The organism is Actomonas spartinae (assembly GCF_051209155.1).
Lineage (GTDB): Bacteria > Verrucomicrobiota > Verrucomicrobiia > Opitutales > Opitutaceae > Actomonas.
On record NZ_JBPJGB010000007.1, the window covers coordinates 1 to 24,415 of the forward strand.

At 64.3% G+C, this 24,415-nt stretch carries 21 protein-coding genes; 11 read left to right on the top strand and 10 right to left on the bottom strand.

The features are described 5' to 3' along the window. Window positions 1-1,742 (bottom strand): hypothetical protein (locus AC0MRV_RS20385; RefSeq protein ID WP_472766366.1); only part of this gene is annotated, 1,742 nt, incomplete at its 3' end. A gap of 541 nt (window positions 1,743-2,283) precedes the next feature. Between AC0MRV_RS20385 and AC0MRV_RS20390 the strand changes: the two genes are divergently transcribed. Then, a complete protein-coding gene (locus AC0MRV_RS20390) occupies window positions 2,284-3,585 on the top strand; it encodes an RsmB/NOP family class I SAM-dependent RNA methyltransferase (RefSeq protein ID WP_472766367.1) in 1,302 nt (433 codons plus the stop codon). 11 nt (window positions 3,586-3,596) lie between these two features. On the opposite strand, the gene AC0MRV_RS20395 is transcribed toward AC0MRV_RS20390, so the two are convergent. After that, the gene (locus AC0MRV_RS20395) at window positions 3,597-4,829 is read right to left on the bottom strand and encodes a retropepsin-like aspartic protease (RefSeq protein ID WP_472766368.1); all 1,233 of its coding nucleotides are present in this window, start codon (window positions 4,827-4,829) and stop codon (window positions 3,597-3,599) included. After that, window positions 4,826-6,151, bottom strand: coding sequence for an MFS transporter (locus AC0MRV_RS20400; RefSeq protein WP_472766369.1), 1,326 nt, complete (start codon window positions 6,149-6,151; stop codon window positions 4,826-4,828). The genes AC0MRV_RS20395 and AC0MRV_RS20400 overlap by 4 nt, the downstream gene beginning before the upstream one ends. 123 nt (window positions 6,152-6,274) lie before the next feature. Here AC0MRV_RS20400 and AC0MRV_RS20405 point away from each other — a divergent pair, with 123 nt between their 5' ends. Together AC0MRV_RS20405 and AC0MRV_RS20410 are read left to right on the top strand one after the other, a co-directional pair. Beyond that, complete coding sequence (locus AC0MRV_RS20405; RefSeq protein WP_472766370.1) at window positions 6,275-7,522, top strand: M48 family metallopeptidase; 1,248 nt, start codon at window positions 6,275-6,277, stop codon at window positions 7,520-7,522. Next, window positions 7,519-8,427 (top strand): endonuclease/exonuclease/phosphatase family protein, encoded by a 909-nt coding sequence (locus tag AC0MRV_RS20410; protein WP_472766371.1) that lies wholly within the window; start codon window positions 7,519-7,521, stop codon window positions 8,425-8,427. Before AC0MRV_RS20405 ends, AC0MRV_RS20410 begins: the two co-directional genes overlap by 4 nt. Before the next feature lie 51 nt (window positions 8,428-8,478). On the opposite strand, the gene AC0MRV_RS20415 is transcribed toward AC0MRV_RS20410, so the two are convergent. Continuing rightward, window positions 8,479-9,396, bottom strand: a complete 918-nt coding sequence (locus tag AC0MRV_RS20415; protein WP_472766372.1) for an IPT/TIG domain-containing protein — start codon at window positions 9,394-9,396, stop codon at window positions 8,479-8,481. A gap of 54 nt (window positions 9,397-9,450) precedes the next feature. On the opposite strand from AC0MRV_RS20415, the gene hemW reads away from it, so the two are divergent. Next, window positions 9,451-10,635, top strand: coding sequence for a radical SAM family heme chaperone HemW (hemW, locus tag AC0MRV_RS20420; protein ID WP_472766373.1), 1,185 nt, complete (start codon window positions 9,451-9,453; stop codon window positions 10,633-10,635). Beyond that, window positions 10,632-11,711: a peptidoglycan DD-metalloendopeptidase family protein gene (locus AC0MRV_RS20425; protein WP_472766374.1), complete on the top strand. Its 1,080-nt coding sequence runs from the start codon at window positions 10,632-10,634 to the stop codon at window positions 11,709-11,711. The genes hemW and AC0MRV_RS20425 overlap by 4 nt, the downstream gene beginning before the upstream one ends. A gap of 66 nt (window positions 11,712-11,777) precedes the next feature. On the opposite strand, the gene AC0MRV_RS20430 is transcribed toward AC0MRV_RS20425, so the two are convergent. The 4 genes from AC0MRV_RS20430 to AC0MRV_RS20445 form a co-directional block, all read right to left on the bottom strand. Next, entirely contained in the window at window positions 11,778-12,998 is a 1,221-nt protein-coding gene (locus tag AC0MRV_RS20430) for a CHRD domain-containing protein (protein WP_472766375.1), read from the bottom strand. A 196-nt stretch (window positions 12,999-13,194) separates the two neighbouring features. Then, complete coding sequence (gene nadA / locus AC0MRV_RS20435) at window positions 13,195-14,178, bottom strand: quinolinate synthase NadA (protein WP_472766376.1); 984 nt, start codon at window positions 14,176-14,178, stop codon at window positions 13,195-13,197. Between the two features lie 20 nt (window positions 14,179-14,198). Next, window positions 14,199-14,564 carry a TPR end-of-group domain-containing protein gene (locus AC0MRV_RS20440; protein WP_472766377.1) on the bottom strand — a complete coding sequence of 122 codons (366 nt, stop codon included), beginning with the start codon at window positions 14,562-14,564 and terminating at the stop codon, window positions 14,199-14,201. A 33-nt stretch (window positions 14,565-14,597) separates the two neighbouring features. Continuing rightward, window positions 14,598-15,062 carry a Fur family transcriptional regulator gene (locus AC0MRV_RS20445; protein ID WP_472766378.1) on the bottom strand — a complete coding sequence of 155 codons (465 nt, stop codon included), beginning with the start codon at window positions 15,060-15,062 and terminating at the stop codon, window positions 14,598-14,600. Between the two features lie 122 nt (window positions 15,063-15,184). Here AC0MRV_RS20445 and priA point away from each other — a divergent pair, with 122 nt between their 5' ends. After that, on the top strand, window positions 15,185-17,410 hold the full coding sequence (gene priA / locus AC0MRV_RS20450) for a replication restart helicase PriA (RefSeq protein WP_472766379.1): 2,226 nt from the start codon (window positions 15,185-15,187) through the stop codon (window positions 17,408-17,410). A 1-nt stretch (window position 17,411) separates the two neighbouring features. On the opposite strand, the gene AC0MRV_RS20455 is transcribed toward priA, so the two are convergent. Next, on the bottom strand, window positions 17,412-18,686 hold the full coding sequence (locus AC0MRV_RS20455; RefSeq protein ID WP_472766380.1) for a hypothetical protein: 1,275 nt from the start codon (window positions 18,684-18,686) through the stop codon (window positions 17,412-17,414). Between the two features lie 224 nt (window positions 18,687-18,910). Here AC0MRV_RS20455 and AC0MRV_RS20460 point away from each other — a divergent pair, with 224 nt between their 5' ends. From AC0MRV_RS20460 to AC0MRV_RS20470, 3 genes are all read left to right on the top strand, one after another. Beyond that, entirely contained in the window at window positions 18,911-20,578 is a 1,668-nt protein-coding gene (locus AC0MRV_RS20460; RefSeq protein WP_472766381.1) for a divalent metal cation transporter, read from the top strand. A gap of 72 nt (window positions 20,579-20,650) precedes the next feature. Continuing rightward, window positions 20,651-20,893, top strand: a complete 243-nt coding sequence (locus AC0MRV_RS20465) for a DUF6364 family protein (RefSeq protein ID WP_472766382.1) — start codon at window positions 20,651-20,653, stop codon at window positions 20,891-20,893. Beyond that, window positions 20,890-21,294, top strand: coding sequence for a PIN domain-containing protein (locus AC0MRV_RS20470; protein ID WP_472766383.1), 405 nt, complete (start codon window positions 20,890-20,892; stop codon window positions 21,292-21,294). The genes AC0MRV_RS20465 and AC0MRV_RS20470 overlap by 4 nt, the downstream gene beginning before the upstream one ends. Before the next feature lie 53 nt (window positions 21,295-21,347). Here AC0MRV_RS20470 and AC0MRV_RS20475 read toward each other — a convergent pair whose 3' ends face one another. Then, complete coding sequence (locus AC0MRV_RS20475) at window positions 21,348-21,545, bottom strand: hypothetical protein (protein WP_472766384.1); 198 nt, start codon at window positions 21,543-21,545, stop codon at window positions 21,348-21,350. Between the two features lie 258 nt (window positions 21,546-21,803). Between AC0MRV_RS20475 and cimA the strand changes: the two genes are divergently transcribed. Together cimA and AC0MRV_RS20485 are read left to right on the top strand one after the other, a co-directional pair. Beyond that, the gene (gene cimA, locus AC0MRV_RS20480) at window positions 21,804-23,378 is read left to right on the top strand and encodes a citramalate synthase (protein WP_472766385.1); all 1,575 of its coding nucleotides are present in this window, start codon (window positions 21,804-21,806) and stop codon (window positions 23,376-23,378) included. A gap of 105 nt (window positions 23,379-23,483) precedes the next feature. Further along, window positions 23,484-24,359, top strand: a complete 876-nt coding sequence (locus AC0MRV_RS20485) for a class I SAM-dependent methyltransferase (protein ID WP_472766386.1) — start codon at window positions 23,484-23,486, stop codon at window positions 24,357-24,359. Window positions 24,360-24,415: the final 56 nt, after the last annotated feature.

Genomic DNA, 24,415 nt, shown 5'->3' on the forward strand with positions numbered 1-24,415 from the left:
GTGTCGGTGCCGTCGCTGGTCTGCACGCGCACCGAGTAGGAACCGGCGGCGAGGGCGGAGGCGTCGTTGGCGCGCAGCGAGCTGCCCGAGATGTTGAAGGAGGCGTTGTTCGTGTCGCCCGTGCCGGAGACCAGTGTGTAGGTGTGGCTGTCACCGCTGTCGGAATCGGTGGTCGACAGGGTGCCGACGGTGGCGTTGGTGCCACTGGACTGGCTGACCGAGGACGCGCTCAGCGCAATGTCCGTCGGGGCCGCGTTACCGGAGGCTTGCTTGAGATTGATGGCCAGGTGGAGGAGGGCCGCGCCGTCGTGGGACCAGTTCATGGTGACCGAGGTGGCACCCGGTTTGAAGGCGGTGGTGTAGGTGCCATATCCCGAACCAAGGGGAATTTTTGAGTAGCCGGTCAGGGTGCGCGCGGTCGTGGGGGTCAGGGTCGCGGGCCCGCCACTACGATAGACGTCGAAGATTTCATACACCAAATCGCCGGTCGCGCTGGCGACCGTAAGGGAGGACGTGGTGCCACTGGTGGTTTGGGCGGTTTGGAGTCCGGAGGTCGGACTTGATTGGTCAACTCCGGAGAACGCTATGGCGTGGATGAATTGGATGTCGCCGCTACCCGCGTGGGTCACGACCACGTCGCCCGTGTCACTGGAGGCGGAGGTGCCCAAGGCTCGCACCCAAATGGAGTCGACGGCGGTGCCATCCTCCCGTTCGCCAACTTGCGTCATGGCATTGCCGCCGAAGGTCACGCCGGTGATATCGGTGGAGCCGGAGTTGCTGGCGACAACCAGCAACACGCGATCGGTTCCGGCCGGAACTTCATAGCTCTCGAGGGTGAGGTCGTCGGCGCGGAGTGACGTGCGCGGCCCGCCGATCGGCAGGACCGCAGGTGAAATATCGTCACTGACGGTCAGCGCGGAAATGGTGGATCCCGTGGCGTAGGGCACGTCTTCGTCGCTGTCCCAGTTGGCGGGATTGTTGAGCGAGTAAAGGAGCTGTGTGCGAGTGCCGGCTGTGAGGGCACTGAGCTTGTAGCGAGCGTTGTCTATCTCGCCATAGTAAGTCTTGCCAGTGAGCAGGGTGTCGTCAGCTGTGACGTTGTAGTCGGCGGAACCAAGTTCGCGGTGCGCGGGGTTAGGGAAGAGGGAAATGACGTTGGCCCCGTTGGTCATGCCGGTGGGCAGGGCGGAGTCTGCGGTGGAGGTGGTGTTGATCTGATTCCAAGTGGTGGTGGGGTTGTATTTCCCGACCGCCCAATTGTAGTCGGCGTGGATGCCGGCGACGAAGTTGGGCGAGGCGGGGGCGGCACCCGTAGAACTGGTGTAAACCAGAATCTGATCACCGGCCAGCAGGCTGAAGCCGCTGTTCAGAGCCAAGCTCATCGTGCCGCCGCCACCGGAGACCGTCAGCACATCAGCGGTGGCGGACTCATCGACGTGGACTACGGTGCCTTTGCTCAGTCCACCCGCAGGCGTGGTGTAAAGATAGTGGGGTTCGCTGGTCGATTGCCAGGACGAGCCCAGCCAGCCTTGGTCGGTGAAATAGAACGTGGCGCCAGCCGGGATATCCACGAGGGTCACGAAAGAATAGCCGTCGTTCCCGTCCGTGTTGTAGCGCACGAAGGCGATGTCACCCGGGTTAAGCGATGCCGGAGCGGCCATCGTCGCCGCACTGGTCATGAAAATGAGGCATGCGACCGACAGTGAGCGCTTGGACAAGAGTAATTTGATCGAGCTAAACATAACGAGTTGAGGGGGTAAAAGTGGAATGGGCCGGTGCGCCTGTGGGTGACCGCGGTAGGGAAGGAAGATGCTGTGGGTCCTGAGAGTGGGGTCGCCCACTTACGGATGAAAGATACGGATCTCGGTATTGTAGCGCTTTCAGCTGTGGCTACCTTTGGAAAGGCTAAATTGTCGTATCAGGCGTGACTTTACGTTCTCGCCACAGAGAGACTTGTCCGGCCGACTGGTGGGCACGATAAATTTTTGGCCAGTCGCTGTTTGGGGAGAACTTGGCGGGTGAAATTTCATCCGATTTACGGAGCCTGATCGGGGGGCATCGCCGTTCGACGGCTGAGCGGAGAAATGGCCTGGGTGCAGCGGTGAGTGCGCTGCCTACGGTGCGCACGGATCGGGTGGGGAGTCGGTCGCTTGGCATGCTGACTGCGTGGTGGTTCGGCACCTCGACGCTGAACTTTAGAACTTCTCCCTGGAACTGAGTTTTCCGCAGCGGCTTCGAGCTTGGCAAGGGGCCGGAGCCCGAAGGATGTTGCGTGCGATGAATATGAGTGGCGAATCTTCGGCCGCATTGGCCTCTTCCTGGAATTGGGCGGTGCGCCTGCTCGTGCGCTGGCGCGACGACGAGGAGCGGCTCGATTGGCTGTTGGAGTCGTTGCCGACGGATCTTTCCTCGGGGGAGCGGGCGCGGATTCAGGCCTTGCTGGTCGGCGCGGTGCGCCACCTGAGCCGGATCGACGGCCATCTGGATCGCCTGATGACGCGGCCGCCGCGTCCGTCGGTTTGGGCGGGTTTGGTGGTGGCCGGCTTTGAGTTGATTGAGGGTGGTGCCGACGAGGGCCTGACCGCGCGAGTGGGGCACCATCTGGTCGAGCAAGTGAAGCGGCTTGCGACCGCGAAGGAGGCCGGTTTCGCCAACGCGGTGGTGCGCAAACTCGCCGCGGCTTTGGCGGAGGACGTCGCGCCGACAGCGGAATCCGCGCTGGAGGAATGGGCTCGTTGGGCCTCTCACCCCGAGTGGTTGGTGCAGCGGTGGCGGATGAAGTTTGGCCGCGAGGCGGCGCAGGCGATGTTGAACTGGAATCAGTCGGTCGCGCCGGTGGTGGTGCGGCGACGTCGCGGTGATTCGGCTGAGCTGCCGGAGTGGTTGCGGCCGATGGATGGCGCGGCGGGATTTTATGCGGCTGAGTCCGGCCATTGGCCGGAGCTGTTTGCGTTGATCGAAGCCGGCGTGGTGCAGGTGCAGGACGCGGCGACGCGGCACGCGGTGGAGTTGTTGCAGGTCGAGCCGGGCGAGACCGTGCTCGATCTTTGCGCGGCGCCCGGCGGCAAAAGTTTGGCCATCGCGGATCGCTTAGGCGGCGCCGGGCAGGTGGTGGCGATGGATTTGCCGGGCAAGCGGCTGCCGCGTCTGCAGAGCAATTTGCGGGCGGTGCCGGCCGGCGTGACCGCGACGGTGGTGGCAGGCAACGTTGGTCGCGGGGCGGCCCGGGTTTTGGCGGCCAAGCGGCTGCCGGCCACTTATGCGGCGGTGCTGTTGGATGTGCCCTGCTCCAATACGGGCGTGATGCGCCATCGCGTCGATGTGAAGTGGCGCTTGGAGCCGGACAGTTTTCGGCGCCATGCCTTGCAGCAGCTCGACCTGTTGCTGGCCGCGTCGGAGCTCGTCGCCCCCGGCGGCCGTCTGGTCTACAGCACCTGCAGCATCGATCCGGAGGAGAACGAGCAGGTGGTCGCGGCGTTCGTTCGGCGCAGTCGCGGCACGTTCACGCTCGAGGCGTCCGTCGTGAGTCTGCCATGGGAAACCGGCTACGATGGTGCCGGGGCGTTTCGCTTGCGCCGGTCCTGATCCGGACCGGATTACGGCACCAAGACAAAAGTCGCGGCGGAGAGGGGCACCTCGTCGCGGCCCTTGATGAGGGTGTAATCTATCGTGCCGCCGGTTTCCACCAACTGGCGGAAGCGTTCGAGGTCCCAGTTTTCGACCGGGTCTTGGTTGATGCGGCTGATGAGGTCGCCAACGCGAAATCCGGCGGCTTCGGCGGGGGATCCGTTGGCGACGGCGTTGATCTTCCAATACGCGCGCGCCTTGGAGAAACTCAGGCCGGCGCTGTGGCGGGCCGGGGTGGTGATCCGCAGGTCATCGCCGGGGCGGTAGAAGGCCACGCGATTGGTGGATTGATCGAACGTGACCTGGAAGTTTTGCAGAATCTCGCCGCCGATGGAGGTGAGTTGTCCGCTCAAGTCGGCGATGGGTTCGATGAGCTGGTGGTCACCGATGGTGAGCGTGTTGCGCAGGCGGCCGACGATCTGTTGGTGGTTGCCGTGCAGGGTGCCGATGAGCGTGCCGGGGCGCGGCGGGCTGACGAACTCCAGGTCGAGGCCGGCGGGGTCGAGGTTGAGCGAGCCGTCGCTGCCGGTATCGATGAGGGTGACGAGAGAACGCGAGCCGAGCGACAGTTGCACGTAGGGCACGTCGTTGTGAATGGTGACCGGGAGGACGCAGCCGCGCAGCGGCTGATCGTCGTCGAGGGTCGACATCACGACCTGCCGGCGCGGGTAGTCGAGGGTCAGGCGCGCGTTGCCAAACAAGGTGAAACCCAGCACGCCATCGATCTGGACGCCGAGGTGGTCGGAGAGCTCGCCGCAGTCGTAGACGAGCGCGCGAACGTTTCTGAAATTGGCGGGACCGAAGTCGATCTTCTCCAGCATCACCGACTCTACCGGCACGGCCCGGCCGGTGGCGTCGCGCAGCCAGACTTTGGGCGGGTCGGGGTCGGCGGGACGTTGCAGGTTGCGGATCGCGAATTCCGGTGAAACCAAGGTGCGGGAAGCACCCGTATCGATGAGAAAGCGCCAGGGACCGTCGGAGCCCCGCGTTTCCACGACGACCAGGCCACCGATCACCTGCATCGGAATCTCCACGCGGGTGCGCAGCGTGGGTTCGGCGACAACGGGCAGGGGCGCGAGGTCAATCGGCGCGGAGGAGGCACCGGTTCGGCGCGCATCGGACGGTCCCGTTTGGCAACTCACCATGAGCAGCGCCAGGGCGCTGCCGAAGGTGGAGAGACAAACGGCACGCAGGCGGGTCATTTCTGCGGGGGCGGCAGCGTGCGGGCGATCCGCCACGCTCCAAGGGCGAGGGCCGACGCGGCGGCGAACACCGCGGTGCCGCTGACCAGCCAGAAAACGACGCCGGCGAGCACGGGCGTGACCGCGCGAGCGAGGGAACCAAGCGAACGAAACACGCCGAGGGCCCGACCCTGTTCCTGATCACCGCTGTAGAGCGAGATGAGGCCGGAGGTGGCGGGGTTCACAAAACCTGCGCCGATCGCGAGGATGGCGAGACCGACGTAGAGGGTGGGCACGTTGGGCGAGAGGCCGACGATGGCGAAACCGACGGTGGCCGTGACCAGCCCGGTGGTGAGCACGCTGATCTCGCTGCGCTTCTTCAGTAAGCGACGCACCAGCATGCCCTGGGTGAGGATCGACCAAAAGCCGAGGTAGGCGAGCATGATGCCGTTGCCCTTGGCGGTGAACCCGAAGCGATCGGCGCCGAGGAAAGTGAGCGAGAACTCCATCGCGCAGAAGGCGAGGGCGAAGGTGAAGCCGATGAAATTCACGCGGCGCGCGGCGGGGGAGGCGATTTCGGCGACGTTGCGCAGGGGATGGCGCAGGCGCAACTGGGCGGGCGCGTCGGTGCGGTTCTCGGCCTTCAGGGTCTCGTCGAAACGGGCGCGGATCCACAGCAGGTTGATCACGCTCAACACCAGGGAAAACAGCGCCGGCACCGTGAACGGGTGAATGCCGAAGCGGGCGAGGTCGGGGTTGTTGGCGAGCAGGTTCCATTGGGCGGTGGCGGCGCCGATCGCCGGACCGGTGACGAGACCGAGGCCAAAGGCGGCGCCGACCAAGCCCATCGCCTTGGCGCGTTCCTCGCGCGAGGTCACATCGGCGACCGCGGCCGTCGCCACCGAAATGTTGCCGCCGAAGACGCCGCCCAGGAGTCGGGCGAGCACGAAGAGCCAGAAGGAGCCGCTGAATACCCAGAGCACATAACTCAGGGCGGTGCCGGCCACGGTGAGGCTGAGGATGTGGCGGCGGCCCTTTTGATCGGAGGAGGCGCCCCAATACGGGGCGAAGACAAACTGGAGCAGGGCGTAGAGTGAACTGAGCACCCCGCCGAGCAGCACGGCCGCGAAGTTGGAGTCCTTGCCGATCAGCGCCGCGACCCACTCGGTCGCGGCCACGGCCGAACCGAGCAAGCCGCCCGTGCCTTCCGTGCCCAGGTAGTGCTGGAGGATGTCGGGGACCAGCGGGAAGATGATCGAGAACCCGATGAGGTCGATGTAGAGGGTCAGGAAAATGACCCCGAGGGAAAGCGGACGGCGGGAGGCTGGAGCGGAGGACGGCACAGGCGACAAAAGGGCAAGGAAGACAAGAGAGGTGGCCGATGGAAAGACTACTCTCGCCGCGAGCGAGACGTGGCGGAGCGATTTTGGTTTCCCCGGGCGGCGGTCGATGCTTGTGCTGGGCCCATGGTTTTGCAGATCGCCCTCGTGCTGATTCTCCTGCGGCTCGTCGCCGAATGGGTGCTGGCCCAGCTCAATCGCCGCGAAGTGGAGCGCCACGCCGAGCAGGCGCCGGCGGCCGTGCGCGCGATCATGGATGCGGAGACCTACCGGAAGTCCGTCGCCTACACGCTGGCCAAGATCCGTTTTGGGAATCTGACGCTCTTGTTCGACGCCGGCGTGCTGGCGCTGCTGTTGGTGAGCGGTTTCCTGCCGTGGCTGTTCGCCCAGGTGGCGGCGTGGGCGCCGGCGGCAAAATGGGACGACGCGCTCTACGTGGTGTTCGTGTTCATGCTGCTGAGTGTGCCGAGTCTGCCCTTTGATTGGTGGGGGCAGTTCCGATTGGAGGAGCGCTTCGGTTTCAACAAAAGCACGGTGACCCTGTGGATTACCGACAAGGTGAAAGGCATGCTGCTCGGGTTGGTGATCGGCTTTCCCTTGCTGTGGGGCCTGCTGGCGTTGGTGGCCTGGGTGGGCCCCAACTGGTGGCTGTGGGCGACGGGTCTACTGTTCGGCTTTCAGCTCCTGATGTTGGTGCTCTACCCGAAGCTCATTTTGCCGCTGTTCAACAAACTCACGCCGCTGCCGGAGGGGGAGTTGCGAGATCGACTGATGGCCTTGGGCGAGCGCACCGGTTTTCTCGCCTCCACCATCGAGGTGATTGATGGCAGCAAACGCTCGGGGCACTCGAACGCCTACTTCACCGGTTTTGGACGGTTTCGCCGCATCGTGCTTTTTGACACGCTGATCGAGCAGCTGCAGCCCGAGGAACTCGAGGCGGTGCTGGCGCACGAGGTGGGCCATTACAAGTGCGGGCACATTCCGCAGCGGCTCGTGATCGGCGCGGTCTCGCTGCTCGGCTCCTTCGGCGTGCTGGCGTGGTTGCTGCAGGCGCCGTGGTTTTTGGCGGGTTTCGGTTTCCCGGGGGGCGAGATGGCGCCGGCGTTGCTGCTGTTCGCCCTCTTGAGCGGCACGCTCACGTTCTGGTTCACGCCGCTGAGCAACCTGTTGTCGCGCAAACATGAATACCAGGCCGACGCGTTCGCCCAGGACGCGATGCGCAGTGCTCAGCCGCTGGTCGGCGCTCTGCGCAAGTTGGCGGAAAAGAACCTCAGCAACATGACGCCGCACCCGTGGTTCAGTGGATTCTACTACTCGCACCCGACCATCGTGGAACGCGAACGGGCGATGGCCGACCGCGCGCCGACCGCATGAAGCGTTTAGGCTGGCGACTGCTTTTGTGCGCTTGGTCGGTGGCCCTCGCCGTCGCCGAGCCGTTGCCAACCTCGTTGTCGGTCGCGACCTACAACGTCGCCAATTACAATCTGACCGACCGGCAAATTGAAGGGGCGTTCATGACCCAATACCCCAAGCCCGAGCGCGAGAAGACCGCGCTGCGGCGCGTGATCCGGGCGCTCGATGTCGATGTGTTGGCGCTGCAGGAAGTGGGCGGGGAGTCCTTCGTGCGCGAGCTGCGCCGGGATCTACGCGCGGACGGGATGGACTACGCCCACGCCTTTGTTTTGGAGGCCAACGATGCGACGCGCCGCCTGGCCGTGCTCAGCCGCGTGCCGTTCACCTCGATCGGCCGTCACACCGATCTGGATTTCAAATATTTCGAAGGCCGCGAGCTGGTGAAGCGGGGTATGCTGGAAGTGCGGTTTGATACCGCGGCGGGCGAGGTGGCGCTTTTTGTGGTGCACCTGAAAAGTCGCCTGACCGAGCGGCGCGACGACCCGCAGGCGAACCTGCGTCGCGGCCGGGAAGCGACGGCGGCGCGCGATCGCATCCTGGAGCTGTTTCCAGAGCCGGCGGCGGCGCGCTTCGTGATCCTGGGCGACTTCAATGAAGGCCCGTTGGGGCGGCCGGTGCGGGCCTTCGCCGAACGGGGTCCGCTGGAGATCGCGCGGGTGGTGCCGGCGGAGGATTCACGCGGCGAGACCTGGACGCACCTGTATCGCCGCAACGACGAATACTCGCGGGTCGATTTTGTGATGGTGTCGCCCTTGCTGGAGCCGGCGGTGCAGGATGGGCAGGGGACGATCCTTGATGGCGACCTGGTGCTGCGGGCCAGCGACCATCGGCCGGTGAAGCTGGTGTTCGATTTCACGCGGCCATAAAAAAACCGGGCGCGGGGCCCGGTTTTTAAAAGAGGGTTGGAAGACGGCGGTTTAGCGGACCGTCACCGGGATGGTGATCTCACCGCCTCCGAAGCCGGTCAGGAAGAGGCTGCCGTTACCGGGCAGGCCACCGCGCACCGGGATGGTGACGGAGTTGCTGCCGGCGGGCACCACGACCTCGGGCATGATGACGCTGTCCGGCACATCGGTGGTGATGTCGAGCAGCAGGCCACCGCTGGGGGCGGTCTGGGGCAAGGTGAAGGTGACGTTTTGGGTCTGGCCCTGGGCGACGTCGATCACCGCCGGGAAGACCTCGATGGCGAGGCCATCGACGCGGAAGGTGCCCACGGGTTGCATGCCGTTGGGGCTCTGCACGGCGACCTGGTAGTTACGGCCGGGCGGAACGGAAGGCACGTAGAAGCTGAGCGAGTTGGTCGAGTCGAAGACAGTGCGGGCGGGGGCGCCGTTGAGCGTCACGACATCCTGCGGGGTGAAACCCTGGCCGACGATGCCGATGCGCGCGCCGACGGGACCGCGGTTGACGACCATGGACAGCACGAGGCGGCCCTGCAGGCTGGTCTTGGTCACGGCGGTGTAGGCCTCGCGTGGGGTGACGGTGCCCTGGAATTTCACGTCGAAAGTGGCGAGGTAGTAGTATGAAACCTCGGAACGGCCCGCCGGAATCTGGTAGTCGAACTCGTAGATGTCCTCGCCGAGGGGGCTCGGCTCCATGGTGTAGATCTTGCCGTCGATGACGATCTGCGGGGTGAGGGAACCTTCCACGTAGCCACGGGACTTGGGGCTCACGCGCGCCGAGAACGTGTAGATCTGCGACGGGTTCACCGGCACGGCCGACGGGGTGAGGTTGGTGATGGCCATCTCTTCGCAGCCGGCGAAGAGCATCAGCGCCATCGCGGCGGCGAGCCATTGCCAGATTCGTCTCGCGTGGGGGATGCGGTTCTTTTGCATGTGCGTTCGCATTAAAAAGTGGTCGATTCGCAACACAATCAAACAGCGTTGGCAATGAGCGAAATGCCTCCTGACGCGTCGAGCGGTGACTCCGGGCCGGAGACGCCGCTCGGTGTGTATGTGCACGTGCCGTTTTGCGCGAGCACCTGCGATTTTTGCGCGTTCTATCAGACCAGCCCGACGGCCGAGGGGGTGCAGGGTTTTCTGAATGGTATTGAAAAGGAAATGACACTGGCGCCGCGCGCGCGCCGGGTGGAGACGGTTTTTTGGGGCGGGGGCACGCCGGGGTTGCTGTCGCCGCGTGATCTCGGCCGGCTCGGAAACCTGGTCCGCGCTTACTGTGGTGACGAGGCCCCGGCGGAATGGAGCGTGGAGATGGCGCCGGCCAGCGTGACCGCGGCGCGCCTGCAGGCGCTCAAGGACGTGGGCGTGACCCGCATCTCGATGGGCGCGCAGAGTTTTCAGCCCGCGCTGCTCGACGCGCTCGGCCGCCAACACACGCTGGAACAGATCCATCGGGCCTACGAGCGCATCCGCGCGGTGGGTTTCGCCAGCGTGAACATCGACCTGATGTTTGCGCTGCCCGGCCAGGATGAGGCGGCTTGGTTGGCCGATCTGGCGGCGGCCCTGGCGCTCGCGCCGGACCACCTCTCGACCTATTGCCTGACCTTTGAGGAAGACACCAAGCTCTGGGTGAAGTTGTCCGAGGGGAAGGTGAAGCTCGACCCGGAGCACGAGGCGCGGCTCTACGAAGTGACGTGGGAGCGCCTCGCGGCGGCGGGTTACGCGCAATACGAAGTATCCAACTTCGCGCGCCCCGGCCATCGCTGTGCGCACAATCTGAATACCTGGGCGATGCATGAGTGGCAGGGCTTCGGTCCCTCCGCGGCGTCGCAAGCCCAGGGTTGGCGCGGCGCGAACACGGCCGATCTCACGCGCTGGCGCGAGCAGGTCGAGCAAGGGCAGCGGATGACGGAGGACCGGGTGAAGCTGACGCCGGCACTGCTGGCCGAGGATGCCTTGATCTTCGGCCTGCGCACGAACGCGGGCATTGATCCCGTGGCGTTGGCGCGACGGTTCCCGGCCGGCAACTGGTCGGCCGCCCGCGGGGTGTTGGCGCGGTTGATTGACCAGGGATTGGCCGCGCGCGGGGAAGACGGCTCGGTGCGACTCACCACCGCCGGCCGACTGGTGGCCGACGCGGTGGGGGGCGAGATCATGGAGGCAATGAGCGCATGAGCGATTTGCGCCAGCGCGGGTTCGTGACTTGGGTGGTCCGGGTGAACCGTTTTGTGGCTCTTTTCGTGATCGCGTTGAGTGCGGTCGTCGCGAGCGTGGCGCAGTCCTCGCCGGATTACCGGCTGCGTTTGGGCTGGCCGACGGCCAACCACGCCTACGCCAACGGCGAAGGGCTGGAGGCTTTTATCCAGCCGACGGTTTCTGGCGAGGTGGAGTCCGGGCTGTTCGGCTGCGTGCGCACGGGTGGGAATCAATTTCATGAGGCCCTCGATTTGATGCCGATCTCGCGTGACCGGCGGGGGGAAGCCACGGACGAGGTGTATGCGGTGCTCGGCGGGGTGGTGCGGCATGTGAATCCGCGGGCCGGCGCGAGCAGTTACGGTCGCTACGTGGTGATTGAGCACGTGGGCACGGCACCATCGATCTACACGCTTTATGCGCACTTGGCGGAGGTGGACCCGGCGATCCAAGTCGGGGCTGGCGTGACGACCTCGCAGGTGATCGGGATCATGGGCCGCAGCGCGGGAGGCTACACGATCCCGAAGGACCGGGCGCACGTGCATTTCGAAATGGGACTGCGGCTGACGGACGGTTTTCAGCGCTGGTATGACTGGAAGAAGTTCGGCAGCAAGAACCAGCATGGGGTCTGGAACGGCATGAACCTGGTCGGCTTCGACCCCTTGGCGTTTTACAACGCCTTTCGTGCCCAACAGGTGGATACGTTTGACGACTATTTGCGCGGCCTGAAGCCGGCGGTGAAGGTGCGGGTGGCGGCGCGGCGCACCCCGGACTTCGTCGAGCGTTACCCGAGTTTGCGGGTGGGACCGACCCCGCCGGGGACTCCGGCCGGCTGGGAGGTGAGTTTCGATCGCTTTGGGCTGCCCTTTGCCTGGCGGCAATTGCGGGCCGAGGACCTCAAGGGCTTTAAGCGCGACGAAGTGCGGGTGACTTGGACCGACGAGGACGAGCTCAAAGTCTGCCGTTGCAAGGACCTCGTGCGCACACGACGTGGTCAGCCGGTGCCGGATCGCGATCTCCAGACCAGTCTGCAGCTGCTGTTTGGCTTGCGGCGCTGAAACGAAAAAGCCGGCCCCACCGCAGCGGGACCGGCTCATTGCAGGTAGGTTGGTGTTTAAGCCGAACTAGTTGCTGATCTGGAAAGCTTCGGCGATGGCGATACCGGTGGTGTCGGCGACGCCATTTACGGTCATCGTGTGCGGGCCGGGCGGCAGAAGCAGCATGGCGGTCGCCTCGGTGTCCATGGTCGGCAGGAAACCCGAGCTTTGGATCGAGCTCAGGTAGAGCGCATCGGCTTTGTTGTCGTTCCAGGCGAGTTGGTTGCCCCAGCGATCGTGCACATAAAGCACGGGATCGGCAAGGGCGCCACTGACGCCGAATTCGGTGAGCACCGGACCGCGGCCGGTGACGACGACCGCGAGCGGCTCCGTGCCTTCCACCACGAATCCAACGACGAGGGACGCGTCCCCGGTGCCGACCATGCCGCGACTGGATACGTTGGCGAGACGGGAGCCCGTGGTGGCGGTGGAGACCCAGAGCTGGCCGCGGATTTCGCCCGGGGCGTAAACGTCGGAGTGCACGTTGATGTAAGCGCCACCATTGAGAAGGGTGAGGATGTTACCGGCGTAGTCGACGTCGCTCCACATTTGGGAATAAGTGTTGCCATTCTGATTGTAGGCATCGGCTGCTCCGAGACCGTTGACCACACCTCCATTGGCGCCGACCGCGCCCTCGTGAATGTGAGAGTTGGCGAGCGTGTTGGTGAAGTTGTAGGCAAAAACCGTCAGGCTGAATTTACCGGTGTTGGGGTTGATCCACATTTGCGCGGCGCCATAGGCGCCGCTCTCGACGGTGGCGGTCTCCTGCCCGGGAGTGAGGTTTGCCCACAGCTTGATCGGGTTGGCGGTGAACTGCCCGCGAATCTCTCCACCAGGGTAGGTGGCGCTGTGCAGGTTGAGGTAGGTGCCGCCACTCAGGAGCGTGGCGGGGTCGCCGCCGTAGGTGAGGTTGGTGAAGGTGGCGGTGCGTTTGTTGCCGTCGCGGGTGTAGACCGACTCATCTCCCAGACCGGTCACCACGCCGCCGGCGGATCCAGCCGGGGCTTCGTGGAGATGGGATCCGGTGATGGTGTTGGCGAAGGCCTTCACATCCACGTCGAGTGTGAAGGTGTTGGCGGCGGTGTCATACCAGAGCGTGGCGGTGCCGAAGGCGGGTGAGCTGCTGGTGGTGGTTTCCTGTTCGGCGTTGAGGGTCGCGTCGAGCCGGATCACGGCGGCGGACAAGGGCAGGGCGATGAGGCACGCGAAGGCGGCGAACAGCGCCCGTTTCGTTGAGTGGATACGCATAGGGTAGGGATTTGGGATTAGTGGTGGGGTGAACCGCCCTACGGTTTCCGGTCGCGCGGGGCGCGAGAAACCCAAATGATAGGGGCAGATGCACGCAATGACCACCTCGCCACGCGCTTGTTCGATTTAATGCCTAAATAATGCAAAAAATTTTCAGGTAACCCGTGCGCCCCGTCGAATGCGGGTGGGCCGGAACTCAGGCGCGGCTCCAGTCAAGCATGCGCTGGATGGGGGCGAGGGCGGCGCTGCGCAGGTCCTCGGGCATCTCGATTGCCGGGGCCATGTTCTTGAGGGCGTCGCGCACCTTCTCGATCGTGTTCATCTTCATGAAGCGACAGTCGTTGCAGGCGCAGGTGTTGGTGGGGCCGGCAATGAAGGTCTTGTGCGGCACGTCTTTTTGCAGGCGGTGCAGCATGCCGCTTTCCGTCACCACAATGATGCGTTCGGCCGGATGTTCCTGGGCAAACTTCACCATGAGTTCGGTCGAGCACACCTCGTCGGCGAGGTCGCGCACGGCCTGGACACACTCGGGGTGGGCGACGACCGGCGCGTCGGGAAACTGCAGGCGGATCTTCTCGATGGCGGCTGTGGTGAACTGCACGTGGGCGTAGCAGCTGCCCGGCCACAGTTGCATCGGGCGGCCGGTCTGCTGGCTGACCCACTGGCCGAGGTTCTGGTCGGGCACAAAGAGGATTTCGCGATCGGCCGGCACCTGGCTGACGATCTTTTTGGCGTTGCCGCTGGTGCAGATGACGTCGGAGAGGGCCTTCACGCCGGCCGAGCAATTGATGTAGGCGACCACGTAGACCTCGGGGTGCTCGGCCTTGTAGGCGGCGAGGCGGTCGGCCGGGCAGGAATCGGACAGCGAACAACCGGCTTCGAGATCGGGCAGGAGCACGGTGCGGCCGGGATTCACGATCTTGGCGGTCTCGGCCATGAAGTGCACGCCGCAGAACAGGATGACGTCTGCCTCGGCGGCCTGGGCCTGGTAGGAGAGGCCCAGCGAGTCGCCCACGTAGTCGGCCACCTGTTGAATGGCTTCGATCTGGTAGTTGTGGGCCAGGATCACGGCGTTGCGCTCTTTTTTGAGCTGCAGGATCTCCTCCTGAATGGCGGTCAGCGCGGGCGGCGCGGCGCGGGGAGCGACGATGAGCGGTTCGTAGTCGAGGACGGCAGGCATGGGCAAAAAGGGAGGCGGGACTACTTCGTTTTCAAGTAGGTGATCAGGTCGTGGAATTCCGGATACTCGCGCAGGCAGGTGAGGTCGGGGTCGTTTTCCATCCAGTCGTAGTCGGCGTAACCGAGTTCGATGGCGTGGCGCAGGGTCCTGATGGCATCGGCCCGGCGGTCGGTGAGGGCGAGGGAGCAGGCGAGGTTGTAGTGCGCGGTGGCGTCCTCGGGACAGAGTTTGACCATGCGGCGATCCATGCGGAGCCCATCGGCGATGCGGCCGGTTTTGGTGTAGAGGCCGCCGAGGATCGCGATCACGTCGATGTAGCGCGGGTCGCGTTTGAGCACGGACTCAAAAAAGCCGATTTCCCATTCCGGGTCTTCTTTGCGGGCCATGGCGGGCGAGGGGAGCGAACCGAATCGGACCGGTCAGGCCGAACGGTGTTTGCAGACTCCGGCGTCGCGCAGCGCGTTGCAGCGGGCGGAAACCTGCAGGCGCTGGGAAACGGGACGCAGGCCCACCTTGGAGGCGACAGAGTTGCCATACCACTCCATGAAGGGCGCGTTGATTTCGAAAATCTTGTCGCAGTCGAGACAGATGACCTGCGCGACCTCGGTGCCGCCCTCGAGGTTGGGCAGGTAATATTTGAGATTCTTGCCGATATCGACTTCGCGCAGGAGCGCGCTCTCCACCATGATCGGCAGGGTGCGGTAAACGGTGGCGCGGGAAACCGAGTCGTCGATGGCGCGGGCGTGTTCGAGCAGTTCCTCCGCGGTGACGTGTTCCGTCTGGGCAAAGGCAGCCTCGAAGATGGCGATGCGCTGGTTGGTCACGCGCAGCCCCTTGGTTCCGAGGTAGGTTTTGAATTTTTCGCGCGCGGCGTCGTTGCTCACAGTCGCAGACTGTCACGGGCCCGCGGCGGGAGTGTCAATGTCGGGTTACGAGCCGGTGGCGGACTCCTGCGCTTGCTTCCGGCGACAGCCCGGCCAATGCAGGGGGCCTCATGATCGTCGGGGTGCATCCCATCGCTGGATTCGACAAACTGCTCCACTACAAGGTGCCGGAGCGCTTGCAGCATGCCGTGGGTCTGGGGTCCTTGGTGCGGGTGCCGATCGGGCGGCGTTTCACGCTCGGGATCGTGGGAGCGGTGGGTGCGCCGAGTGATTTTCCGGTCGATCGGCTCAAGAATCTGGCCGAGCTGGTTTACGACTTTCCGGCCCTGCCGCCGGATCTGCTGGAGTTGGCCAAGTGGATGGCGGTCTACTACGCCGCGCCCTTGGATGGCATCATCGAAACCATGTTGCCGGGGGCGGTACGGCGGGCGGCGGCGCTCAAGCAGGAGAAGCTGTTGGTGGTGGCGGAAAAGCTGGCGCCGGAGGAGGTCGCGGCTTTGGAGCGCAAGGCGCCGCAGCAGGCCAAGTTGTATGGCTTCCTGGTGCAGCAATTTCGGCCGGTGGCAAAGACGCTCGTGTTGAAACGGTTGGGCGTGGGCGCGGCCTCGGCCAACGCCTTGCTCAAACGCGGCGTGCTGCGGGAAGAGACGCGCCGCGTGAACCGCGTGGCCTACCAGGATGACTTTGCCGCCGGCGAACTGGTGGCGGCGCTGCCGCACAATCTGAATCCCGAACAGCAGGCCGCTTACGAAGCGCTGAAGGCGGAGATCGAACGGGACACCTTCGGGGTGACGCTGCTGCAGGGCGTGACCGGTTCGGGCAAAACCGAGGTCTACCTGCGGGCCATTCACGAGGCGTTGGAGCTGGGAGGCGGGGTCGTCTTTTTGGTGCCGGAGGTCGCGCTCACCCCGCAAACGGTGGCGCGGCTGCGCAGTCGTTTGGAGGCCATCGCGCCCGGTCATGCCGCGGTGGTGTGGCACAGTCACCTGAGCGAGGGGGAACGCGTCGATGGCTGGCATGACCTCGCGACCGGGCGGGCCCGCATCGTGGTGGGCGCGCGCTCGGCCATATTTGCGCCGGTGCAGAACCTGCGCCTCATCGTGGTCGATGAGGAACACGAGCCGGCCTACAAGCAGGATGAGACCCCGCGCTATCACGGGCGCGATGTGGCGGTGATGCGGGCCAAGTTGAACCACGCCCATTGTGTCCTGGGCTCGGCCACACCCTCGTTGGAAACTTACGCCAATGCGCAGGCCGGGCGCTACAAACACCTGCGCATGACGCAGCGCATCGACGATCGCCAACTGCCGTTCATCGACGTGGTCGACATGCGCATCGAAGTGATGCGTTCACGCGGGATGGCGACGCTCTCGCAAAAGCTGGTGCGCGAGATGCAGGACCGGTTTGAGAAGCGCGAGCAGACGATCCTGTTCCTCAATCGGCGCGGTTATTCGTCCTCGATGATCTGCCGCTCCTGCGGGCACGTGGAGGAATGTCCGCATTGCAGCATCTCGATGACTTACCATCGCACCGATGAAAGCCTGCGCTGCCACCTGTGCGGCCATGAACGCGGTGCGCCGGTGCGGTGTCCGGAGTGTGATTCGCCGGAGATTCGCTGGCGGGGCCTCGGCACGCAGCGCGTCGAGGAGGCGGTGCAACGGGTGCTGCCGCGCGCGCGCATCGAGAGAATGGATACCGATACCATGACGAAGAAGAACCGCTTTCGGCAGGTGTTGGCGGAGTTTCGGGCGGGCAAGATCGACGTCCTGGTGGGCACGCAGATGATCGCGAAGGGACTCGATTTTCCCAACGTGACGCTGGTTGGCTTGGTCGACGCGGACATCTCGATGCACATGCCGGACTTCCGCGCGACCGAACGCACCTTTCAATTGTTGGTGCAGGTGGCCGGGCGCGCCGGGCGGGGTGATCGGGCCGGCGTGGTGGTGGTGCAGACCTTCACGCCGCAGGCGGAGGCGATCCAGTTTTCGCGCTCGGCGGATTTTGACGGTTTCGCCGCAGGGGAGCTGAAGCTGCGGAAGGACTTTCGGTATCCACCTTTTCAACACCTCATTCACCACTCGTTCCGCGGACCAAATCCGGAGAAACTGCAGTTCTTCGCGGAGCAGTGGGCGCGGAAGGTCGAGACCGAGATGGGGGATCGCTTGGAGGTGCGGGGGCCGTCGCCGTCTCCGATTGAAAAGGTGAAGGACCACTACCGGTTCCAGGTGTGGTATTTCACCCACGGCGTGACGCGGGTGATCGGCGATCTGAATGCGATGCGGCAGGCCTTCGCCTGGCCGGACGACGTGATCCAGGTGCTGGATGTCGATCCGGTGAACTTGGGCTGATCTAGTTCTTTTTGCGCAGGTGGCGGATGTCGAGGGGGGTGTCCGAGGGGTAGAGCGCCAGCAGGTCGGGCATGCGCATGAGCACCCAGGGGGCGGCCGCCCAGGAACCGTTCTTGGTGAAGACGAGATCGCCCGCGATGTGGACGCTGGCATGGAGCACGATTTCCTTCTCCGTCACGAAAAGGAAGAGATCGCCGAGTCGCGGGTCATCGGTGACGGGCAGGTAGTTGCTCTGGTAGGCGTCGCGCACGAATTGGAGGTCGCGGTAGCGGTCGTCCGGTTCGCTGTTGGCGAAGTTCAGCGCCGTCCAATGGCAGTCTCGAAACGGTTCCTGGCCGGGTGGCGGGGGCGAGTCGTAGGTGTAAACCAAGCGGCGGGCGACCGGGGGCAGGAGGTGCACGATATCGATCGTGAAGCCGTCGCCGTCGCGCGGAATCGAGCGCAGGAGCGGGGCGATGTCGCGGTTGCGTTGACTGCCCGACCAGTAGTCGACGATGGCGTTGAGATCCGACTGGGCGTGGATGCGCAGCTTGGCGAATTGGGTGGTGGAGCGGGCGAGGGTGCGCAGCAGAAGCAGACGTTGGCGCTGGGTCTTGATGTCCGCGAGGATCAGCGACAGATCGGAAAAAAGCAGGGAGTTGCCGCGGCGATAGAGCAGGGGCTGCACGATGGCGACCGTGTCCGCGGTCAGGCCGCTGTTGGCGAACCAGTCGTGGGCCGATTCGGCGCGAAAACTGGCGGGAGCCCACTGCCCGTTGTTTTCGCGGAAAGGCGAGAGCACGGCGTAGATGACGCGGCGGGCCTCCGGACTCAGACCCAGCACGATCGGCTTGGGCACGCGCACCACGATACGGTCGCTGCGCAATTGCCAGTTTTGGCGGTCAAGCAGGACCTCACGTTGCTCGGGGTTGAGTTCTTCGTGACTCAGCAGGGCGGTGACCTGCGCCTCGGCGAAACCGGGAAAGTGCCAATCCACAAACTCGATCCGGTGGGCGTCCACCGTGATGAGTTCGTCCGGGGGTTCGATGACGACCCGATTCAGTTCCAACTGCCCCCAGGGGCCAGTCACGATCTGGGTCGGCAAGGCGTCGTGCGTCACGGCCGGCGCGGCCGAGGCGGCCGTCGGGTCGCCGGGCACGGCGGCCGGCGCACGCAACAAAAGAATGGCGACGACCAAACCGCACCAGGGAAGGCCGAGCGCGACGGCGATCCCAAACCAATGGCGGCGTTGGAGCATGAAGCCGGCGGGAGACGTTGAGGATGGCGCGGACCGCATGGTGAAAAAGGGGAGGGCGAGTCTTGCTCTGGCGTGGATTCGCGTTCGCGCCAAGCCTAGTTCATCGGGATGCACCGCGCGGCGGTTCGATACCGGCGGTCGCCCAATGGTATCGGTTCCTGCGAAGTTTTTGCCCTCGCCCCGCCGGTCCGGGGCGCAAAGGTGTCTGGCTTCCCCACCTGCGGCCTTCGAGCCGCGCCCAACCCCATTCCCCCAACCCCACCATGGCCATTGATTACAACGTGGAGCGTCCCGAGGACGCGGCGATCGAAGCAGCCGCCAACAGCGGATTTTTCGGCAAGCTGGCAACCTACGCCAAATTGTCCGGGCCCGGGTGGCTGCAGGGGGCGATCACCCTCGGCGGTGGCAGCCTGGCGGGCTCGCTCTTCATCGGCATCGTGGCCGGCCCCCACCTGTTGTGGATTCAACCCTTCGCGATGCTGTGTGGCATCACCATGCTGTCGGCGATCGCCTACGTGACGCTTTCGACGGGGGAGCGGCCGATGCTCACGGTGAGCCGTCACCTCACGCCGGTGCTGGCGATCGCCTGGGCGTTGGCGACCATTGTGGCCAACGTGGTGTTTGCGCTGCCGCAGTTTGCGTTGGCGACCTCGACCTTCCTGCAAAACCTCACGCCCGGTTGGGCGAACAGCACGGTCGCGCCATGGATCATCGGCGGCGTATTGGCCGTCTTGTCGGTGCTCATCGTGTGGGGTTATGAATCGGGCAGCAAAGGCATCCGCCTATTCGAGCTCGTGCTCAAGGTGCTCGTGGCCGTGGTGGTGTTGTCCTTCTTCCTCGTCGTGGGCATGCTGATCAGTCGGGGGCAGATCGACGTGGGCGCGGCGCTGGCCGGCTTGATTCCCCATCTGCAGCAGTTGCACGAACCGACGCCGCAGCTCGCCGAAGTCGCGGCGGCGACGGGGGCGCACGAGCCGCTATGGCGCGAGATTATTTCCAACTCCCAACGCGACATCATCATCGCGGCCGGTGGCACTGCGGTGGGCATCAACATGACCTTTCTGCTGCCTTACACGCTGCTGCGCCGCGGTTGGAAGCGGAAGCATCGCGAGCTGTCGATGTTCGACCTTTCGCTCGGCCTCTTCATCCCCTTTGTGATTGCGACGAGCTGTCTGGTGATCGCGGCCGGCAGTGCCTTTTACACCAAGACCGACGACGTGCTCGCCGCCGACGGCAGCGTGCGGCCGGCCATGGTGCGCTCCTACAACGCGTCGGCGGACGGTTTCCTGTCCGCCCGCGACGGCGCGGCGTTCAGTAGCCTCGAAGCGGATGGCAAAGCGGTCGCCCGCGCCGCCCTGGCTCCAGCCGACCGCCAGATGGCCGCCATGCTCGCTTCGCGCGACGCGGGGCAACTCTCCGCCGCGTTGGCCCCGGTGCTGGGCAAAGCTGGCGCGAATCTCGTTTTCGGCATCGGCGTGATCGCGATGGCGTGGTCGAGCATCATCATCCTGATTCTGATGAACGGCCTGGCCATCGGCGCGTTGTTCAAGCGCGACGAAAGTCCGACGGTGTTCAAGATCGGCACGCTCATGCCGGCGATCAGCGGTTTCCTTGCGCCGGTGGTGTGGACGGGGGCCTCGCGGGCAGCGGTCGCGATCCCCGCCTCGGTCATCGCCACGACGCTGCTGCCGATCGCCTATTTTACCTTCCTTCTGCTAATGAACAGCAAGGGCGCGCTGGGCGAAAACCGCCCCACCGGTGGCGTTCGGATTGTGACCAACCTGCTGATGGTGGGCGCCACGAGTGCCGCGACCCTGGCCAGCATCTGGGCCCTGAGCAACCGTGGCACGGCCGGCACCTGGGGCCTCGTTGGCCTCGGCCTCCTCTTCGCCATTGGCCTCTACAGCTTCGTGCGTAAGCGCGGCGCGTAGCCGTCCACGCACCGGCGTCTCGAGCTTGGCTTGTGAATTGACCTGACGTATGGAATTTAGAGTCTATACGTCATGAAAACGAAACTCACGCTTCGCATCGATGAGGGCCTGGTTCGCAAAGCCAAACGCATAGCTCATCGCAGGGGGACGTCCGTTTCGCAGGTATTTGGAGAATATATCGCCGAACAGGAGGATGAGGCTGCAGCAGCCGACCTGCCGCCTCTGACGGCCTCAATGCTCGGCGTGATGAAAAACAGTCGGTCGACGGTTGCCGGTGCTGATTACCAAGCCCATCTGGAAAAGAAACATCAGTGAAGGTGCTCATCGATATCAATGTGGTCCTGGATGTGTGGCTCATGCGGGAACCCCATTGGGCGGATTCCGCAGCCGTATTGGCCCGGGTGGAGGCCGGCGAAATCGAAGGTTGGTTGAGCCCTAACACCATCACGACCCTGCACTATCTCGGACGCAAAGCGTTGGGCGAAGTTCGGGCCAGGAGGATGGTTTCGACGCTCCTGAAACTGTGTCGATTGGGTCAACTGAACTCGCGGGTCTTCGGTCAGGCGCTGGAGAGCGATGTGGCCGACTTTGAAGACGCGGTGCAGGAAGCGGTCGCGTTGCAGAGCAAGTTGGACGTCATCATTACCCGCAACGTGCGGGACTTTCGACGTGCCCGCGTGGAGGTAAAGACACCGAGCGAGCTCCTTCGGACTTAGCTCACGCCGAGCTAGATTTGGTCGTCGTCGCGACCAGAGACATAGCGAGTATTCTACTGGTGTCCACGCTCCGTCATCAGCTTCGATTCGTTTTTGAAGTGGTGCCAGAAGAAGGTGAGCAACATCACGCAGATCACCTGGGCGCGGATGAACTCATACTTCGAAACACGATCGTAAGCGGACCACCCGGTAACCATCACGATCGCCACGAGGCAAAACATGACGAGGCAGAGATTGCGGTAGAAATTCATCTGCGCGTGCCTACCTGTTGATGCATTGAATTCTGCTTTGCGCTCGACAGCACGAGACCAGGAGGCATGACCTGAGGTCGTGAACTCCGCCATCATTATTGCCGCGATTATTACGGTTGCCCGTGCGCCCGGGCAGGTCGATGCGGCATGAGCGGTTGATTCAATCCTCGCCAATCTCCCTGAAACCCCGGGCCCGCCGCCCGGGGTTTTTTGTTTTGGCCCGACCTCAGCAAACCGCCAAACCTGATCCTCCCCCTCATGAACAACCAAACAGTCAAGATCTACGACACCACCCTTCGCGACGGCACGCAGGGTGAGGGTATTAGCTTTTCGGTGACGGACAAACTCCTCATCGCCGAGAAGCTCGACGCCTTTGGCGTGGATTACATCGAGGGCGGCTTCCCGGGCTCGAATCCGCGGGACATCACGTTCTTCGCCGAGGCGCAGAAGCTGCAGCTCAAGCACGCCAAGCTCGCCGCGTTTGGTTCCACCCGCCGCGCCGGGGTGAAGGCCGAGGAGGACGCCCAATTGCGCACCCTGCTCGACAGCGGCATGCCGGTGATGACCTTGGTGGGCAAAACCTGGGATCTGCACGTCACCGAGATCCTGCGCACCACCCTCGAGGAGAACCTGGCCATGATTGAGGACTCCGTGCGCTACCTCGTTGCTCAAGGCCGGGAGGTGATCTATGACGCCGAGCACTTCTTCGACGGTTACCGGGCCGATCCGGACTACGCCCTCAAGACCCTGGCTGCCGCGCTGAAGGGTGGGGCGAGCAACCTCACACTGTGTGACACCAACGGCGGTTCGATGGTGAACGATTTTCAGGCCATCGTCGCGAAGGCCGTGGCCGAGTTCGGCGGCGACAAGATCGGCGTGCACTGTCACAACGACTGTGGGCTCGGCGTCGCGCTTTCGCTCGCCGGCGTCGCGGGCGGGGCGACCCTCGTGCAAGGCACGGCCAACGGCTACGGCGAGCGCACCGGCAACGCCAACCTCATCTCGGTGCTCCCGAGCCTCTTCCTTAAGATGGGCAAAACCGCGCCCTGTGCCGCGAACCTCGGCGAGCTGCGCGAGTTGTCGCTCTACTTCGACGAGCTGGCCAACCTGCGCCCCGACACCAAGGCGCCCTACGTCGGCGCCTCGGCCTTTGCCCATAAGGGCGGGCTGCACGCCAATGCGGCGCAGAAGGTGAAGTCGTCCTACGAGCACATCGACCCGGCGCTGGTGGGCAACCGCACCCGCGTGCTGGTCTCCGATATGGCTGGCCGTTCGTCGGTCGCGATGAAGGCCCGCGAGCTCGGCCTCGACCTCGAAGAAAAGGGCGAGGCCATGAAGACGCTCATCGAGGAGCTGAAGGAACTCGAGTTTAAGGGTTACGAATTCGAAGCCGCCGACGCTTCCCTGAAGCTCCTCATCGCGCGCTCGCTGGGGCAGGCCCCGGCTTTCTTCGAACTGGTGAGCTATCGCGTGATGATCGAGCACCAGGCCGGCGAGCTTTGCGCCGAGGCCACGGTGAAGGTGAAGGTCAACGGCGAGGTGGTGCACACTGTGGCGGAGTGCGTTGGTCCGGTCGGCGCGCTCGACAAAGCGCTGCGCCTCGCCCTCGACGGCGCTTACCCGCAACTCCGCGAAATGGAGCTGCGCGACTACAAGGTGCGCATTCTTGAGAGTGGCCTCGGGGCCAATAGTCGCACCCGCGTGCTCATCGAATCGAGTGATGGCGAAGACATCTGGGGCACGGTCGGCGTGAGCGACAACATCATCGACGCGTCTTGGGAAGCCCTGCGGGATGCGGTCAACTTCAAGTTGGTCCAGTCGGTTGCGAGCTGACCCAGTGTCGGCTCCGGCGTCTGGCGATCGGGTATGAATATTTTCCATTGATAGGCGCTTAAGGTTGATCCCCCGGGTCGGGCGCTGTGGGGTTGGGACTTCGCTTTGAATACCCCGTCCGAAGCCGTTCGTCCCAATCCGCTCACCGGGACCCACACACCGACGCAGGAAACCCCGTATTCACGGGGTGAATGGCGAGTGGTGGAGTGTCGGGAAACGGGAATGGTTTTCTTGGAGAACCCGCCCACCTACGATCGGCTGGCCGAGGAGTTCGCGTGGGAAAAGACCTATGCTGCGGAGAAGCAGCGCCGGCGGCGCGAGGAGCCGGTGCTGTCGTGGATCAGCGGCATCGTGAAGTGGATGCGGCTCAACCTCCGCCGTCCCCACATCGTGAAAACGACCCTCCGGCACCTGCGCGATCTGCGGCGCACGATGCCGGGCGAGGAGGCGTTGCGCTTCCTCGATGTCGGCTGCGGGGACGGGAAAAAAACGGTCCAGATTCCGGAGTTGATGCAGCAGCGCGGCGAGGAGCCCGTGCGGCCGGTGGGAATCGAGGTCTCCACCGCGCAGGCAGTTGAGGCGCAGGAACGTTTTTCCGCCTTTGAGGGCGAATGCATCGCCAAGGCGGCGCTGGACGGCATGGCGGAGATCGAAGACCGCAGCATTCACCTGATCGTCCTGTTGTCCTTTCTCGAACATGAGGTGCAACCGGTGAACCTGCTCAAAGCCTGCGGCTCGAAACTGGTGCCGGGTGGCCGCGTGATCATCAAGGTGCCGAATTTCGCCAGTTGGAACCGACGGATTCGACGGGAGCGTTGGTGCGGGTTTCGTTACCCGGACCACGTCAACTATTTCACGCCCGAGACGCTGACGCGGGCGGTGGAGGCCGCGGGCCTGAGGGTGCGCAAGCCGGGGTGGCGCGACCGTTTGCCCACGAGTGACAACATGTGGTTTGTGGTCGAGCGGCCGGCGGAGACCTAGATTCGAGGTTCTCCCTCGGAAAGCGGTGCCGCTGAACGGCCAGCACGCGGCAAAAA